13 protein-coding genes and 2 pseudogenes are annotated in these 16238 nt (G+C 42.0%); 6 read left to right on the top strand and 9 right to left on the bottom strand.

Going from position 1 to position 16238, the window contains the following annotated elements:
• Positions 1-55: 55 nt before the first annotated feature.
• The 7 genes from PGW42_RS09825 to PGW42_RS09795 all read right to left on the bottom strand — a co-directional run bounded on the left by PGW42_RS09825 (position 56) and on the right by PGW42_RS09795 (position 8233).
• Positions 56-169, bottom strand: a complete 114-nt coding sequence (locus PGW42_RS09825; RefSeq protein ID WP_270203354.1) for a DUF3789 domain-containing protein — start codon at positions 167-169, stop codon at positions 56-58.
• Positions 170-173: 4 nt separating this feature from the next.
• Positions 174-1421, bottom strand: a complete 1248-nt coding sequence (mobT, locus tag PGW42_RS09820) for a MobT family relaxase (protein ID WP_101884091.1) — start codon at positions 1419-1421, stop codon at positions 174-176.
• Positions 1422-1558: 137 nt separating this feature from the next.
• Positions 1559-2962, bottom strand: coding sequence for an FtsK/SpoIIIE domain-containing protein (locus PGW42_RS09815; protein ID WP_115623101.1), 1404 nt, complete (start codon positions 2960-2962; stop codon positions 1559-1561).
• 58 nt (positions 2963-3020) lie between these two features.
• The gene (locus PGW42_RS09810) at positions 3021-3809 is read right to left on the bottom strand and encodes a hypothetical protein (RefSeq protein ID WP_015541083.1); all 789 of its coding nucleotides are present in this window, start codon (positions 3807-3809) and stop codon (positions 3021-3023) included.
• A gap of 50 nt (positions 3810-3859) precedes the next feature.
• Positions 3860-4231, bottom strand: coding sequence for a YdcP family protein (locus tag PGW42_RS09805; RefSeq protein ID WP_117981831.1), 372 nt, complete (start codon positions 4229-4231; stop codon positions 3860-3862).
• Positions 4232-4246: 15 nt separating this feature from the next.
• Positions 4247-4561, bottom strand: a complete 315-nt coding sequence (locus tag PGW42_RS09800) for a YdcP family protein (RefSeq protein WP_117981855.1) — start codon at positions 4559-4561, stop codon at positions 4247-4249.
• A 243-nt stretch (positions 4562-4804) separates the two neighbouring features.
• Positions 4805-8233 carry a VaFE repeat-containing surface-anchored protein gene (locus PGW42_RS09795; RefSeq protein WP_117981830.1) on the bottom strand — a complete coding sequence of 1143 codons (3429 nt, stop codon included), beginning with the start codon at positions 8231-8233 and terminating at the stop codon, positions 4805-4807.
• A gap of 205 nt (positions 8234-8438) precedes the next feature.
• On the opposite strand from PGW42_RS09795, the pseudogene PGW42_RS09790 reads away from it, so the two are divergent.
• Positions 8439-8666: pseudogene (locus PGW42_RS09790) on the top strand (manganese catalase family protein); the annotation flags it as partial.
• 162 nt (positions 8667-8828) lie between these two features.
• On the opposite strand, the gene PGW42_RS09785 reads toward PGW42_RS09790, so the two are convergent.
• Positions 8829-9164 carry a sporulation initiation factor Spo0A C-terminal domain-containing protein gene (locus PGW42_RS09785; RefSeq protein ID WP_270203353.1) on the bottom strand — a complete coding sequence of 112 codons (336 nt, stop codon included), beginning with the start codon at positions 9162-9164 and terminating at the stop codon, positions 8829-8831.
• Between the two features lie 203 nt (positions 9165-9367).
• On the opposite strand from PGW42_RS09785, the gene PGW42_RS09780 reads away from it, so the two are divergent.
• Genes PGW42_RS09780 through PGW42_RS09770 form a run of 3 tightly spaced genes read left to right on the top strand, consistent with a single transcriptional unit; the run spans position 9368 to position 13191 of the window.
• On the top strand, positions 9368-10357 hold the full coding sequence (locus PGW42_RS09780) for a leucine-rich repeat protein (RefSeq protein WP_270203352.1): 990 nt from the start codon (positions 9368-9370) through the stop codon (positions 10355-10357).
• A gap of 24 nt (positions 10358-10381) precedes the next feature.
• Entirely contained in the window at positions 10382-11686 is a 1305-nt protein-coding gene (locus PGW42_RS09775) for a vWA domain-containing protein (protein ID WP_270203351.1), read from the top strand.
• Complete coding sequence (locus PGW42_RS09770; RefSeq protein WP_195251293.1) at positions 11683-13191, top strand: ATP-binding protein; 1509 nt, start codon at positions 11683-11685, stop codon at positions 13189-13191. The genes PGW42_RS09775 and PGW42_RS09770 overlap by 4 nt, the downstream gene beginning before the upstream one ends.
• A gap of 519 nt (positions 13192-13710) precedes the next feature.
• Here the strand turns inward: PGW42_RS09770 and PGW42_RS09765 are convergent.
• Positions 13711-14931: an argininosuccinate synthase gene (locus tag PGW42_RS09765; protein ID WP_270203350.1), complete on the bottom strand. Its 1221-nt coding sequence runs from the start codon at positions 14929-14931 to the stop codon at positions 13711-13713.
• Positions 14932-15317: 386 nt separating this feature from the next.
• On the opposite strand from PGW42_RS09765, the pseudogene proA reads away from it, so the two are divergent.
• Both proA and PGW42_RS09755 read left to right on the top strand, forming a co-directional pair.
• Positions 15318-15485 (top strand): annotated as a pseudogene (proA, locus tag PGW42_RS09760) (glutamate-5-semialdehyde dehydrogenase); the annotation flags it as partial.
• Between the two features lie 194 nt (positions 15486-15679).
• Entirely contained in the window at positions 15680-16186 is a 507-nt protein-coding gene (locus PGW42_RS09755) for a methylated-DNA--[protein]-cysteine S-methyltransferase (RefSeq protein WP_270203349.1), read from the top strand.
• Positions 16187-16238 lie beyond the last annotated feature (52 nt).

The following is a 16238-nucleotide window of genomic DNA, read 5'->3' as shown; positions in this document are numbered from 1 at the left end:
TTTATGGGAGCTAACTGCCAAGTTCTACTTTTGGATCAATGTGTTTTGCTCATCTCTATGTTTCCATATCTCTGTCAAACTGGCTGCCAGCCCGTACCAGACACATTGTAACCACTCCGATACCTGAACCAAGAGATACTAAAAATAAATCAAATAAGATATGTTTCATGTTGTCATTCCTCCTTGTTGATGATTTCCTCTGTAGAAGTTGTCTGCTGTTCAATCAGTTTCTTGTGACGCTCCGTGAGCTTCGCATGGTCTAAAATATCTTTGAGATAGGTCGTACCGTTGGTACTGTCTATCTGCTGCAAGACTTTCCATGTGGGAGCGACCTGTCTGCTTATCCAGTTCAGCGTCCTTGTGAGCGTGTACGGTTCTGGTTTGGTCGTCAGTTTCAGACGCCCACGATCAGAACCGATAAAGTACGCCCATTTCTCATTGGTTTTCCATTCGCTGCGTCGTTTCTCCACCTCCTTGTCAGCGAATCGGATATAACGGTTGATAATATCAAAAGCGGTACGCTCTGCGTCATGGTAGGTCAGCAGGTCACGCACCGCATAATAGGCTCGCTCATTTTTCAATCTTATTTCAAAACGGTTCTTGATTTTCGTATCCTCAATGGCTATGTCATACTTTGCGTACTGTTCATAGTCCTTTTCGTAGATACAGAAATAAACCTCTGATTTGAGCGAACCGATATACAATGTATTTCCCATACCGTATTTATCCTGTTCATTGCTTCTCACCAGCTCACCGCTGCGGTAGCTCTTGAAGCTGCGGAATACGGAAATACATTCCTCATGGTTACATTTCTCTGTCAGCTCTGGAATGTCTAAGATTCCTGCCATATCATTGATGGCAAGGTCAAGACGTTTCATCACACCTCCCTCTATCAGAGCGTCCATGAGAAAGTCATACCAGCTCCTATGCTGTGCTAAAAGGTAGCTCTCCATCTGGCGGCAGCCTTTCCCTTTCAGCTCTAGCAATGTGCCTTTTTCTTTATCGGGCGAAGTCAGCACGAACACATCACCCAAGACATAATGTTTCGCATAGGAGTAGAACCCGAAATCCTCATGTATCATCACATCAAGCCTTAATTTGAGAATATCCTCAACCACGTGCTTAACGTCCTGTGTGGGAAATCGGATTCTGACGTAATCGAAGACCATTTCCAGCGGATTGTCTGGATTCAGCTTTTCCAGAGCGTCCGTGAATTTCCCCTTGATTTCTTCTGTCAAGGCTACTTTTCCAGATTCAATCCTGCTGACATACTCACGACTGACACCAGCCATGACCGCAAGACGATTCTGGGAAACGCCGTACTGCGTCCGTTTTTCCTTAAAATCATTTATCCAGTCGGTATCATTCAGTTTCAATCCCTCCAATCGAAAAAGGAATGTGACAGTTACCGATTTTGTCACACTCCCTTGAATGTTTGAAAAGTCCTCTGTTTTCAAGGATTTTTCGATATGTAATTGACTGTTTCCAGATAATTTGTGCCCCCCTGTTAGATAACGGGGGCAGATGGTTGGGGCGGCTCACGCCACCCCAACACAGGCTAGTCCGTACCTGCGGCTTTCGCGCTGCACGCCGCCTGTCCGTCCTGCCTGTTTTGTGATAATCTCCCTATCTCTTTTAGGAAGTCGTGTCCTTTGGGTACAAGGGGAGTGTAAAACTCAGATATGACACTGTTTCCTGTATCAACGTAGCCACGCCCTTTGATCTGTTTCAGAAAAAAGTCCTTGTCTACTTCACCGAACATCATACTGTAACCAAGTTCCGACATACGCCCCAATGCCACACGGAAATTGAACTGGTCACGGATTCCATCACCGAGATACTTTGCGTCTGGTCGCTGACAGGCGAGAATCAGAAAATATCCTGCCTGTCGTCCAAGCATGACTATCTGTTTGAGCTTATTCAGCACAGCGGCATTTTCCTTTGTTGTCAGCATTTCCATGAACGCCACATATTCATCAAAGATAAGAAAATACGGAGCAAGACCGAGATAGGCATAGTTTTCACCTGTCCTGTAGCTTTCCATGAGCTTCATAGCTTCACTTCTTGCCATCATACCATCATAAAATCTATCAATACAGGCGGTTATATCTTCTTTCTTGTACCAGACTTCCGGCATGACAACGGACAAATCCGCAAGGTCGGCGTTCTTTGGGTCTAAAATATACATGACCGCATTGCTGCGGAGCAGAGCTTCAATGATAGTAAGGATAAAGTAAGTTTTACCGCCGCCAGTGCCGCCAGCAATCAGCATATGGGGGAGCTTGTCATACTCCCACCAGACATTTTTCATTAAACGCAAGCTGCCATGTTCAGCCTGTACCTCATTGATAGTGATTCTGTTCGCAATCGTATCATAGAGCAGCACATATTCCACATAGCTGTCTTTCAGCTCTTTGGAAACCAGCTCACAGTACAAGCCTGTTTCCAGTTTCTTTTCCAAGTGTAAAAGCTGCTCTTGATATTTCCCCAATGTGATTTCTGTACGGATATATAAAAGTCCATGCTCCATACGGTAATACACTTTAGGAAAATAGGTGATTTTCTCTTTTTTGGTAGTGGCTGGCAAATCCTTGAAAAAGCCGCTGTCCTGTGTGGATTCTGATTCATACCAGCCATTTTCCAGCAGCATACGAGCCAGCTTTTGACGGTGAAAGAGCTGCTTCACTCTGTCATACTGGAATCTGCGATAGAAAAGGGCAGCCAGCACACAGACCAGAGCCGCCACAACAATAGTCACTATCCTATATGGTGTGACTACTAAATGGACGTTGCCATCTTGTAGAAAGCTGACCGATTTCCAGTCCGTAGTGAGGATTGACTTTAGGTTCAGCAGCATAATCACAGCAAGGAACAGCAGGAACAGTGAACCAGCCGAGAAACGAAAAACCAATGATTTGTCACTGACTCGAATATGTTTTCCTTTATATTTCAGTAAATTCATAAACATTCCTTTGGATATAGAAAAAGCAGTAAATTCTGTAGAATCTACTGCTCTATAACTATGCTTCACGATATTTGATAGCGTTTTTATTTGCTAATTTGATTGTAAATGGCTTAAATTGAAAATCCAAGTGTCCAATCATTACAATATTATACATTACTTCTTCATTTACTAAATCTCGCATATTACCTCGATATAAACTTGTTCTGAATTTCCATTCGCCTTTTTTATTTTGGGTATATATTTGTAGCAGGTAATATTTATAAGTCTTTTTTGGGTCATCGCTATTTTTTTCTTTTTCTATAACTTTTAATTTTACTTTGCCATAGAATACGCAAAAATCTTCACCATCTGATTCGTCAATCCAGCCATTAAGTCTTTTTCGTTGCAATGCTCTTAAAACAGTTTCGCAATCTTTTCGTTCTGGGATAAGCATAGGATTCTTTCTTTTTTTCGTTAAATCCTCATTATCATTACTGGTTGTCTTTTTCGTATTATGTTTTCGGCATAACATATTCATAATTGAATTTAACTTATCTTGTATTTCCTCATAATTTAAAGAATCTACATATTTTTTGACTGTCTTTTTGGAAGCATATTCATAGTTATATGAACAGCCATCTTTATGATTTGAGCTTTTAATTCTTCTTAAATGAGCACGACGTTTAGAAGTTTTATGAACAAAACTCAATTCTGCTTGTTTACATTCTGGACAAAACATATCTTTATCAAATGGTGTAGTATCCCCATCATGGGACTCTGCATAATCAGCTACAATATCAATATCCAAAATATCATCTTTATTTTTAGAATAAAATTCTTCAAAACTTTTTGCTTTTTTACTCATATAATCACCCACTTTCTATAAATGATTATATCAGATAATTTTTATCTATACTATTTATTTTTTGGTAGTATATTATTAGTTGCCATTTGATTTATTTTACCCTTTAACACAATATCATCTGCCTTGATATACCAGTCAACGTCTGCACCTTGAAATGTAGCGGTTGCCACCGTATCAGCCACAGGATTGATGATTTCCACCTCTGCGTTGTAGTCAAATTCCTTTAACGGAACAGTGGCGGGAATACTTACCTGTATCATGCGTCCCTGTTCCTTACACTTCAAGTCGTAGGTACGTTCCTTGATTTCTTCAGAAACCGTACCGTCCTCATTCTGGATATGTACCTCACGACGCAACGCCGAGAACTTCAACACTCCGAATGTCTTTTCCTTATCAATAATGATTCCATTTGCTAATCTCATATAAATTTTTCCTCCTTATGCTTTCACCATATCGTCCGCTGACAGGATATAGTTTGTGAATCCTCTTGTACCGATTTTGTAACCCTCTGCGGTGATTTTTGGATTGATAAGTTTAACTTTTTCCTCTGATTCAAAGTTCTTCTCACCAGCAGAAGCAGGCAGCACCACGATAATATCATCTGCTCTCTGCACGTCCGAATAAAGGTTGAAGATACGGGAAACGACCGTCATACGTCCGTTGATCCTACGCTGTTCCACCTTATTCTCACCTGCAAATTCCAAATTCCCGAATGTTCTTTCCATGTTAGGGATAACGTGTTTTAATTCCATAAATGTATTTACCTCTTTTCTTTCTATATTTTTAATGATTGATAGTGTCATTCTGCTGTCTGGATAGTATCTGTCTGCCTGTGAATCATCAAGGGCAAGCGTTGTGCTTGAAGCACCCTTGACAATCCCCATTCAGAAAGATAAATGATAATCAAGCAGAATTTGGTTAAGCTGTCAGTTACAGACTGACTTCTTTATGGTGGGCGGCGAACGGGAAGTTTTCATATACTGTGACCTCCCGTATTATTTAACTTTCTTTACTTTGCGAAATCTCTTATATCCTGCAAAAATAAGACCAGCAGCGGAAATCCCCATCATAGCGAACAATGCGGCAAATGGTGTATTGTCACCTGTCTTTGGTGAATTGCCTGTTCTTGTTGGTGTGCTGGGTTCTTCTGATGTGGCAGGGGATTCTGGTTTTTCTTTGACTGTCACCGTCTGCCCCTTATCCTTGATGTCCTTATGTTCAGCTACTTTGATAGGCTCGTCTGGATTTGTCACGTCATATAATTCCTCAAATGTGACAAGCTCTTTTCCTGCAAGCTCACTGGCATTGAATGTAAATGCAATCTGAACTTCCATCTTCGTATCGGTAGCGGTGAAAGTAAGTTCATTTTCCACACGCTTACCATTAACGATAAGCTCTGCATTTTCAGATTTCACCATTTCCCAGCCTTTGAGCTGATATTTCACACCTTTTTCAAGTCCGTCTAAAGTGACGGTATCAACGATAGTCACATCTTTACCAGCTTCGATTGTCTTTTTCCCTGTTGCCTTGTCGGTAGCGGTTGTATGCATGGTAATGATACGCTCTGTGATTGTCACAGTCTGTCCGTCGTCCTCAATGTCCTTATGTTCTGCTACCTTTGTAGGCTCGTCTGGATTGGATAAATCGTACAATTCCTCAAATGTCACAAGCTCCTTGCCTGCAAGCTCGCTGGCATTGAATGTAAATGTAATCTGAACTTCCATCTTCGTGTCCGTAGCGGTGAAAGCAAGGTCATTTTCCACACGCTCACCACCCACAAGAAGCTCTGCATTTTCAGATTTCACCATTTCCCAACCTTTAAGCTGATATTTTGTTCCTTTTTCCAAGCCATCTAAAGTGACCGTATCAATGACAGTCACCTCTTTACCAGCAACAATCATCTTTTCACCTGTTGCCTTGTCGGTAGCTGTGGTATGAATGGTGATGATTCTTTCCTCGATTCTCACAGTCTGCCCGTCGTCCTCAATATCCTTATGTTCTGCCACCTTGATAGGCTCGTCTGGATTGGATAAATCGTACAATTCCTCAAAAGTTACAAGATCTTTACCACCAAGAGCAGAAGCATTGAATGTATAAGAAACCTCAACTTCCATCTCTGATTTTTTTGCAGTGAAAGTGTAATCACTTTCCACAGGCTCACCATCAATAAGAAGCTGTGCGTTTTCAGACTTCACCATCTGCCAGCCTTTTAGTTGATACTTCGTACCTTTTGTAAGTCCGTCTAAAGTGACGGTATCAACGATAGTCACGCTTTTACCAGCGACAATTGATTTTTCGCCTGTTGCCTTATCAGCAGCGGTAGTATGGATAGAGATTTCTGGTTCATAATCATCTGTCAATGTACCCAAATGAATGACAGTCTTATTTCTTGAAACTATCACATCAAAAGCAGGAATCAGTGTCATTCCTTTGTTGGAATCACAGCGTAATTCCTCGATTGTATAGGTATCGTAGAGCAACGCACCTTTGCTGTCGTCTGGTGTGGAAGTACCGAACCAGATACCGTCCTCACTGTTTTCGCCAGCGTTGGTGTTCTGTGTATGAGATACCCAGTCAGCAGCGGTAGAGAACTGACCGTTTGCGTCCGTCACAATGATGTGGTTTTCGCCTGTGGTCTTGCTTGTGATCCTGAACGGAACATTCGCAAGTCGCTTATGAGTACCGTCACCGATTTTCACACCCTCCAAGTCACCACGTTTAATCTTATTGTAGATGGAATGTGCTTCGTCAGTTAAGTCAACGATTTTTCCATTCTCTGTGATTTCAAACTCAATCGGTTTTGCACCGTCCGTCAAATATCCCTCTGGGGCGTTGCTTTCTTCTAAGCGGTATTTTCCATAAGGTAAAGTATCTGCGGCAGTCGTAGCGATACCGTCAACGCCTGTATGGATTGTCTTGACTGTTTCATTTTTGTTGTATAATTTGCCATCTACCAATACCGCATTATCATTTAAGGAAATAATTTCAAAGGCAGTATCTTTCAATGTTGCACCGCCTTGTGGTTTTGTGTCTTTTGTTTCAAGGTCACGCTTTTGGATTCTCACACCTCCACGGATAATCTTGTCCGATACGGAATACTGGTTGCTGCCGCTTAATGCTGCAAGTTCGCCATCTTCTGTAATCTGTGCCACATACACGCCTTTTATCTGTTCAGAACTTCCAGCGGCTTGCATATAAGCACCATCTAACAAGTAACCGTTTGGAGCAGCTTTTTCTTCTACAGTGATAGTACCAAGCGGTAAACAGATAGTACCGTTTTGTGTATAGAAGCTGTCACCAGATACCTTATAGGAATCTGCCAATCTTGTGATATAGTGGATAGTGTTATCGCTGCCTTTTTCCGCTTTTGTCTTTGTCGTCCATGTGCGTGTTGGTTCTGATGGAAGATTATCTTTTGTGTAATAACCGTCATAATACTTCCAGACGAACTCCGCACCCTCTAAAGAAGCGTTACCCTGTGCGGTTGCTTTTCCTGTTTCCATATCAATCTTGAAAAGCTCAACCAAAGTGTCTGTGACTTTTGGTGTATCGCTGACTTTCAATGTGGAAGTTTCACCAGCCTTTACCGTAAGGGTATAGACGTTGTTATCTAACTGGAATCCTTTTGGAGCTTCGATTTCTTTTACATAGTATGTAGAAGCTCTCAACTTCACCGTATCCGTATTCCCGTTGCCATCTGTCATAAGTGTGGCAACTGATTTCGTGCAGCCTTTATCAGAATAGACACCATAAGTCGCACCATATAAAGAATAGCAGTCATTAGATTTTGTAATCGCTGTATTACTGGACGATTTCTGAATCTTGCCATCACCGACAGCTAACTTCGCCCAGAACTGTCCTAAGTCCTGTCCTTCACCAACATAGATGTAACCACCGCAATCGTAACGGTCTTTATTTTCTTTAGCGAAAGCCTTTGCGTTCTCATAGACTTCTGACTGGATTTTCTCTGACACTTCATCATAGGCAGCTCGTACATTGTTGTACCCCCAGCCTAAGTGAACGCTCAATCTTCGCCAGACAACACATTGTTCCAACAGATAGACTTGTTTGCTGGAAAGACTGTGCTTTTCTGCATACTGTTTGACGTATTCCAGATTCAACGCCACATCAGATATTTGGTCGTCGCTCATTCGCTCCGTTGCATTGATACGATTCTTATATCCCGATTGGAAATTTGTGTTTATATCAATACAGTAGGCAATCTGCCCGTCAGCGTTCATTATGCTTTCTTCAAAGCTGGAAACCTCTGAACCACCATTGTCAATCTTGACGATTGTTCCTGCTTTACCGTCCGTAGTAGTATAGACGGAATCCGCAGCATGAACCTGTGTGACAGGTAATGCAGTAAATACGGTTGCAAGGGTAAGTACACCTGTAAGCAATCGCTTCATAATCTTTTTCATAATGTTTGATTCTCCTTTCATTTTGGGTAAAAAAATAGACGCTCATTGTTGAACGTCTTAGTTGCTGAAACCATTGGAACTATGTAGGATAGCTTGCTTCATCTTCATTTTTCTATGTTTTTGTTCTTATGCAATCGTAGCAGGAAAAGGCTTGTCCTACGCAAAATGGCGTGTTTTCAAGGGTTTCCAGCTATGTTGTTCTTACGAGGTCGCACCAGAACAGAAAGCCAGGACGACGTATGATAACATTTTAAGGCTTGTAAAAGACCCGGAAGTATGTGATCCGATTCGTTTTTTAAGAAAGCGGGAAATTGTACATTACCAAAGATTTGGAGAAAGTTTAAGGATCGTTCAGGATAATCTGAACAGTAAGAACTTTTATGCAATCAATCCGGAGTTTGATACGGATTCAAATAGTAGTTGTGGCAATTAAAACAGCGCGTATGGAAAAACGTCCCCAATTATGAAAATCCGGTTTGATAAAAAAGGTGCAACCTCATAGGCTGCACCTTTTTTAAATGCCTGCCCACTAATGTTATTCTGTATATACCATGCTGATATGCGATAATGCATAAGTTCTACCAGTATCTAATAATTAACGAGAGGAATGATCCTGGATATAATCCGCCAGCATCGAAATAAATTCGGATGCGGTCGGTTTGTCAAATATAGGATAACCAAGCAGCGGGCTTAAAATTTTATTAGAATTCTGATTCCAATAACTGTTGATCATTGTGCGGATGGCGGCTTCAACGCACATGTTGGAAACGCCATACTGCTCGCCGACAACACGGTAGAGATTAGAGGTTACGTTCTTCATATAAAATTCCTGATCTTTGAGAACGAGAGCGACTGCTGAAGCAAGATAGTTATAACCAGAGTAGGTGGAACGGAGACCGGCTTTTCTTAATACATGCCTGACGTCATACATAAGTACCTCCTTCAAATATTCATACCGACTATCTAACTATAGAATAAAGGAATTCTATAGATATGTAAATAATTTTGTTCATAACGATACATTTCGTGAAATTTCGATATATTGTGTGAAGTGGATAATGGAAAAATCTGCTTTTTTTTGCTATAATCCTTAATTGGATAGAACAGACAGAATCAATTTCAGGAGTGAAATTTATGAAGATACAATATCAGAAAATAGAAAACGGACTTGAAATTCTCAGGATCTGGCAGGATTCAGGAATCATAAAAGTACCGGAGCAGATAGAGGGAATTCCTGTCATCCGCATTGCTCCATATACATTTTCACTGCATAAAGATGAAGAAGAGAAAAATGCATCTGTTTATCAGACAGAGACAGATGAAGAGGATGATCGTTTTGCGCAACCGGAAGAACTCTGCTGTGGTGGAATAGTAAGGGAGATCCATCTTCCGTCTACCGTACAGTCAATTGGAAATTATGCGTTTTATGGATGTATGAATCTGAAACTTTTCCATGGGACAGATGCAATCGTGTGGATGGGTAGCGGGGTATTTACCGGATGTCGTCTGGAGAAGGTGGAGATTGATTTTATGGATGGAAATAAGTCCTGTCTTAAGGAAATTCTGACGGAGATCCGGTATCAGATCATTGCAACACTGCGTTATCAGGGAACGGAGACGAAGATCCTGTTTCCGGAATATTACGCAGATGCGGTGGAAAATACGCCGGCGCGGATCGTGGAGACGCATTATTATGGTTCCGGTGGAGAGTACAGGGAGTGCTTTTACCGGCGGGAACTGGATTATAGAAAATATGACCGGCTGTTTGTACTTTCTGAAGCAAGAGATTCGGAAGAGGCAATTTTCAGTGTGGCTCTGACGCGTCTGCGATATCCGTGGAAGCTGGAAGATGCGGCAAAGCTGCGCTATGAAAATTATGTAAAGGCGCATATGGAAGGAATTGGAGAAAGCTGTATCCATGCGGTGAAAGAAAGACGCGAAATCGCCGCCGGAGATCCGCAGGAGGTTCTGCTTTTTTGCTGCAGAGAGCATTATTTTGATGAACAAGCGTTGGGAAAAACGATTGCTTATGCGGCAGATACCGGACAGACAGAACTTTCAGCTATTTTGATGGATGAGCGTTACCGTAGTTTTCCAAAAAAGAAGAAAAAGTTTGTATTGTAAAAGAAGGTGGAAAGATTGGAAGAAATGTCATTAGAACAGAGTCTGGAAGAAATCGGACATAAAATACTGGTTCTGACAAGGAATGAACTGTATATGAAAATGAGATTTATGGATGTGGCGCTTTCGGCGTTTTATTATGTACAGGATTTTTCGGTAGACCTTCTTGCTACAGACGGAGAAACAATGTATTTTAACGGGCAGATGCTGGGAGGTGAGTACAGGCAGAACCGGATCAGGGTAAACCGCGCCTATCTACATCTGGTTCTGCACTGCATTTTCCGACATGTATTTCGCAGAAATGGACGGGAAGAGCTTGTATGGAACCTGGCGGCGGATATTGCGGTAGAATCTGTGATTGACGACTGGAACCTCCAGAATATACGAAAAAGCCAGTCCTGGATCAGACAGAGAACCTACCGGGATCTGAAAGAGGAAATCAAGGTATTTACAGCGGAAAAAATTTATGGAGTACTGGTAAGATGGAAGCTTTCGGACAGAGAGATGGAGCGCATGGCCCGGGAATTTACCGTGGATGATCACAAGTACTGGGCAAAAGATGAAGATGATGAAAAACAAAGCGAAATGAACCAGAGATGGCAGGATATCAGTGAGAAAATGCAGACCGATATGGAAACATTTTCCAAAGAAGCAGCATCAAATACCGGGCATTTTCTGGATCAGATCCGGGTTGAGAACCGGCAGCGATATGATTACCGGGGTTTTCTGCGCAAATTTGCTGTGCTGAAGGAAGAGGTTACTGTGGATGATGACAGCTTTGATTATGTTTTTTACAGTTATGGACTGCGCCTTTATGGAAATATGCCTCTGATCGAGCCACAGGAATGGAAAGAAGTGAAAAAAGTGGAGGATTTTGCAATCGTGATCGATACTTCCATGTCCTGTTCAGGAGATCTGGTAAAAAAATTCCTGGAGGAGACCTATGGCATTTTAAGTGAGGCAGGGAGCTTTTTTCAGAGAGTCAATATCCACATTATACAATGTGATGACCAGGTGCAGTCGGACCGGAAGATTACCTGTAAAGAAGAATTACAGGAATATATGGAAAAGTTGGATCTTGTCGGGGAAGGTGGAACGGATTTCAGACCGGCGTTTGCCTATATTGATGATCTGATCGCGACGCACCGGTTCACTGAACTGAAGGGTGTGATCTATTTTACCGATGGACAGGGGATTTATCCGCAGAAAATGCCTTTGTACCAGACCGCGTTTGTATTTATGGACGACGGGGCAGAAGAACAGGAAGTTCCGCCGTGGGCGATGAAACTGGTTCTGGATGAAGAAGATTTGAGAGGAGTGAGAAATAGATGAATATTAAACGTGCAAAACAGGAAATCAAGGATGCGGTGCAGGCATACCTGATGAAGGATGAATATGGAGAATATCAGATTCCGGCAATCCATCAGAGACCGATCCTTCTGATGGGACCTCCGGGAATTGGAAAAACACAGATCATGGAGCAGATTTCAAGGGAATGTGAGATCGGACTGGTTGCGTATACGATCACGCACCATACCAGACAGAGTGCGATCGGGCTTCCGTTTATTCAGACAAAGATCTACGGTGGAAAAGAGTATTCGGTAACCGAGTATACGATGAGTGAGATCATTGCTGCTGTATATGAAAAGATAGAGCAGAGCGGCATGAAAGAGGGAATCCTGTTTATCGATGAGATCAACTGTGTTTCAGAGACGTTGGCGCCGACGATGCTGCAGTTTTTACAGTGCAAGATGTTTGGTAATCAGAGTGTGCCGGAGGGATGGATCATTGTGGCGGCAGGGAATCCGCCGGAATATAATAAGTCGGTGCGGGAATTTGATGTGGTGACACTGGACCGGATCAAGCGGATCGATGTGGAAGCTGATTTTGATGTCTGGAAGGAATATGCGTATCAGGTTGGAATCCATCCTGCAGTGCTTTCTTATCTGGAACTTCGAAAAGAGAATTTCTATCGTATGGAAAATACAGTAGATGGAAAAATGTTTGTCACAGCCAGAGGATGGGAAGACCTGTCAAGGTTGATCCAGGTTTATGAAAAGCTTGGTAAAGAGGTGGATCGTGAGGTTGTGCATCAGTACCTCCAGCACTGGAAGACAGCGAAGGATTTTGCAAATTATCTGGAGCTTTACCGAAAATATCAGAAGGAGTATGGACTGGAGCGGATCCTTGCAGGATATTATGAAAAAGATACCTTAGAACGTTTGAAATTTGCGTCGTTTGATGAGCGGCTGAGTGTGGTAAATCTTCTGGTCGGAAAGATGGCAGAACTTTTTAAAGAAGAATATGAGATGGAAAAATTTGTGGAGGGACTGTTTGCTCAGCTGTGTGCTTATAAAGAGGAATTGCAAAAGGAAGGTGCAGTTCCGGGAGAGGTCCTTGCTGCGAAAATTCAGTCTCTTAGGCGGGAAGTTGAACAGAAGAAGGCCGCCGGACAGCTTACAAAGGCGGAAATGCACCGTATGGAGCGTATTTTATGCAAATTGGAAGAATACCAGAAAGCTCCGGAATTTGAGTCTGTAAAGGCCACATTTGACAGCGAAGAAGAGCAGAGAGAGCAAATGGCAGATAAGACACTGGAAACGCTGAATCACTGCTTTGAATTCCTGGAATCTGCTTTCGGCGAGAGCCAGGAAATGGCAGTATTTGTCACGGAACTCAACAGTAATGTGTACAGCATTGCGTTCCTGCGGGAAAATGACTGTGCGATGTATTACAAATACAACAAAGGTTTACTTTTGGATGAACGCCGTGAAGAAATCCTGGAACAGATGGATGCCGTGGAAAATGTAGTGGAAAGAGGACTGGTTGAAGATTAAAGAGCAAGAACTGACAGAATAAGAACGACTATGCCTGTGGTATCATATAATGATAGAAAGCAGAAGAAATGGGAATGAAATTCATGCCAGATCTGCAATTTTGTAAGGAACTTCCCGAAATAAAACCAGGGGAGTATCGCCTGAAATATGATCTCACTTTGCGCGCGTCTCCCGGTCTTGGAACTGCGTTGTGCCGGGGAAACTATCACTGGGAGAGCTGCCTGAAAGCGGAAAGTAAGGTGTATATCTGCCGAATCAGATATTTGAGCAGATCTGTATGGGGATTGATAGAGAATACGGGGTGGATATGCCTTTATATGAATCATAAATGGCTGATAACTACTATAGCATAATTATAAAAATGACATTGTATGCCTGACGAGCCTGTTGGAGTGAAACTTACATTTCATGTAGACCCTCGCCAAAAGCGGAACCTTTTAAGCGTTGGCTTGCTCAGAAAAAGGACGCTGATAATTTCATATCAACGTCCTTTAAATCTGTCAGTATGGGGATATACAATTATTTGTTGTTTACCTCAAGATTCTTCATCGCACGAACCTTCAGCGGAAGTCCGAACAGAGTGATGAATCCGCTTGCATCATGATGATCGTACATATCACCAGTTGTGAAGCTTGCCAGAGATTCATTGTAAAGTGAGTATGGAGAAGTAGTTCCGGCTTTAATGATATTTCCTTTGTAAAGTCTGAATTTAACTTCACCTGTAACATATTTCTGGGTAGATTTTACGAAAGCACGAAGAGCTTCACAAAGTGGTGTGAACCATTTTCCTTCGTATACAACCTGAGCGAGTTTGTTGCCAAGATCTTTCTTAACTTCCATGGTAGCACGGTCGATAACCAGTTCTTCAAGCTGTTTGTGAGCTTCCATCAGGATTGTTCCACCAGGAGTTTCATAAACACCACGGGATTTCATACCAACAACACGGTTCTCAACGATATCAACGATACCGATACCATGCTTGCCGCCAAGTTCGTTGAGTTTGCGGATGATATCAGAAACCTTCATGGCTTCGCCGTTGATTGTCTTCGGAACACCTTCTTCAAATGTCATAGTTACATATTCATCTTCATCCGGTGCATTTTCCGGTGTATTTCCAAGAACAAGAAGATCAGCGTAATTTGGTTCGCAGGATGGATCTTCAAGTTCCAGTCCTTCGTGGCTGATGTGCCATAAGTTACGGTCACGGCTATAGCTGTGGCTTGCGTCAAACGGAAGATCGATTCCGTGAGCTTTACAGTAAGCGATCTCATCGTCACGTGACTGAAGTGTCCACAGATCTGTCATTCTCCAAGGAGCGATGATCTTAAGATCCGGGGCAAGAGCCATGATAGAAAGCTCGAAACGGATCTGGTCATTTCCTTTTCCGGTAGCACCGTGGCAGATAGCAGTAGCACCTTCTTTTCTTGCTATTTCAACAAGTCTCTTGGAGATTGCCGGACGAGCCATAGAAGTTCCGAGAAGGTATGCATTTTCGTAAACAGCATTTGCCTGTACACATGGCATAATATAGTTGTCACAAAAATCATCAGTGATATCTTCGATGTATAATTTAGAAGCACCTGCGAGTTTTGCTCTTTCATCAAGACCATCCAGCTCTTCGCCCTGTCCGCAGTCGATACAGCAGCAGATAACTTCGTAATCAAATGTCTCCTTTAACCAAGGGATCAGTGTGGTAGTATCAAGACCACCAGAATATGCAAGAACTACTTTTTCTTTCATTGTATATAAACCTCCTAAAAATTTTCTTTTGTATTCAATTCACAACCCACTATACACCATTTTTTATATTTATGCAATAATAAAATGAAAAAACTTTTAAAAATGTTATTTTTATGCAAATAAAAGTAAAAATATACATAAAATATGCATAATTATGTATAAAAAGGAAAGAGAATAATAAGAAAAAAGAAGGATAGAAGAAGATTAAACAGAAAATATAAAGATAAATCAGAAAAATACTTGACATTTACACAAAAACCCGTAAAATATAACAAAAAGTAACAAGGTAACACGCTAAAGGAAGAAAGGAACCGGCGAGATGAGTGATATGCATAAAATGAATAAGAATAACATATTTGATTTCGTTCTGACATTGCCGGCAGAAGGCAGTGTATGTCAATGCGTCAACCAGATTTACTGACGGAAACGAATTTGGATTCGGGGCGGAAATCGGAATCAGTACCCAGAAACTTCATGCCCGCGGACCGATGGGGCAGGAAGCCCTTACCACGAAAAAGTATGTGATCTTTGGAAATGGACAAATTCGCGGATAAGAAGATTGACAGGAAAAAATCTCCATTTTATAATTTGAATGATACAAAAGTTAAGGAATTTTGTTTTTATTTTTAAGATGTTGGGGTCCAAAGGTATTTTGACCCCTTTGATACCAGATTGCTACGTGCTTTGCACTCTCGCAATCCTCAAAAACATGGGTATCAGGACGGATGAAAAAGGGGAAGAATGAAAAATGCTGTATGTAAGCTACTATGATTCGCCGATCGGGAAAATTACGCTTGGAGCACGGGAGGATGTACTTGTCGGTGTATGGTTTGAAGGACAGAAATACTATATGGACAAGATTATAGAAGATTTTGAGGAGAAGAAAGACTTGCCGGTACTGGATCAGGCAGAGTACTGGCTGGATCGGTATTTTGCAGGGCAGGATCCGGATCCGGAAGAACTTCCTCTTGCACCTGCAGGAAGTGATTTCCGAAAAGAAGTATGGAAGATTATCGCAAAAATCCCATATGGATGTACCATTACTTATGGAAAGATTGCAAAGATCCTTGCAGTAAAACGGGGCGCGAAAAGTATCTCGCCGCAGGCAGTCGGAGGTGCGGTCGGACATAATCCGATCTCTGTGATTATTCCCTGTCACCGGGTCATCGGAAGCGACGGAAGCCTGACCGGATATGCCGGTGGACTTGAAAAGAAAGAATGGCTGCTTGCACATGAAGAAGCGCATATCAGATAAGTGATCATCAAAAATGGTGGCTCGTAGTGAGTCACCATTTTTGATGATTTGG

Source organism: Coprococcus sp. TM115-187 (assembly GCF_027679115.1).
GTDB classification, from domain to species: Bacteria; Bacillota; Clostridia; order Lachnospirales; family Lachnospiraceae; genus Allocoprococcus; species Allocoprococcus comes.
This window is presented reverse-complemented; position numbering and strand designations above follow the sequence as displayed.

What these genes read in the sequence shown, in the direction of transcription:
- PGW42_RS09825 (WP_270203354.1), bottom strand. Translation starts at nt 169, where the DNA reads ATGAAACATATCTTATTTGATTTATTTTTAGTATCTCTTGGTTCAGGT.
- PGW42_RS09815 (WP_115623101.1), bottom strand. Translation starts at nt 2,962, where the DNA reads ATGAATTTACTGAAATATAAAGGAAAACATATTCGAGTCAGTGACAAA.
- PGW42_RS09810 (WP_015541083.1), bottom strand. Translation starts at nt 3,809, where the DNA reads ATGAGTAAAAAAGCAAAAAGTTTTGAAGAATTTTATTCTAAAAATAAA.
- PGW42_RS09805 (WP_117981831.1), bottom strand. Translation starts at nt 4,231, where the DNA reads ATGAGATTAGCAAATGGAATCATTATTGATAAGGAAAAGACATTCGGA.
- PGW42_RS09800 (WP_117981855.1), bottom strand. Translation starts at nt 4,561, where the DNA reads ATGGAATTAAAACACGTTATCCCTAACATGGAAAGAACATTCGGGAAT.
- PGW42_RS09795 (WP_117981830.1), bottom strand. Translation starts at nt 8,233, where the DNA reads ATGAAAAAGATTATGAAGCGATTGCTTACAGGTGTACTTACCCTTGCA.
- PGW42_RS09785 (WP_270203353.1), bottom strand. Translation starts at nt 9,164, where the DNA reads ATGTATGACGTCAGGCATGTATTAAGAAAAGCCGGTCTCCGTTCCACC.
- PGW42_RS09780 (WP_270203352.1), top strand. Translation starts at nt 9,368, where the DNA reads ATGAAGATACAATATCAGAAAATAGAAAACGGACTTGAAATTCTCAGG.
- PGW42_RS09775 (WP_270203351.1), top strand. Translation starts at nt 10,382, where the DNA reads ATGTCATTAGAACAGAGTCTGGAAGAAATCGGACATAAAATACTGGTT.
- PGW42_RS09770 (WP_195251293.1), top strand. Translation starts at nt 11,683, where the DNA reads ATGAATATTAAACGTGCAAAACAGGAAATCAAGGATGCGGTGCAGGCA.
- PGW42_RS09765 (WP_270203350.1), bottom strand. Translation starts at nt 14,931, where the DNA reads ATGAAAGAAAAAGTAGTTCTTGCATATTCTGGTGGTCTTGATACTACC.
- PGW42_RS09755 (WP_270203349.1), top strand. Translation starts at nt 15,680, where the DNA reads ATGCTGTATGTAAGCTACTATGATTCGCCGATCGGGAAAATTACGCTT.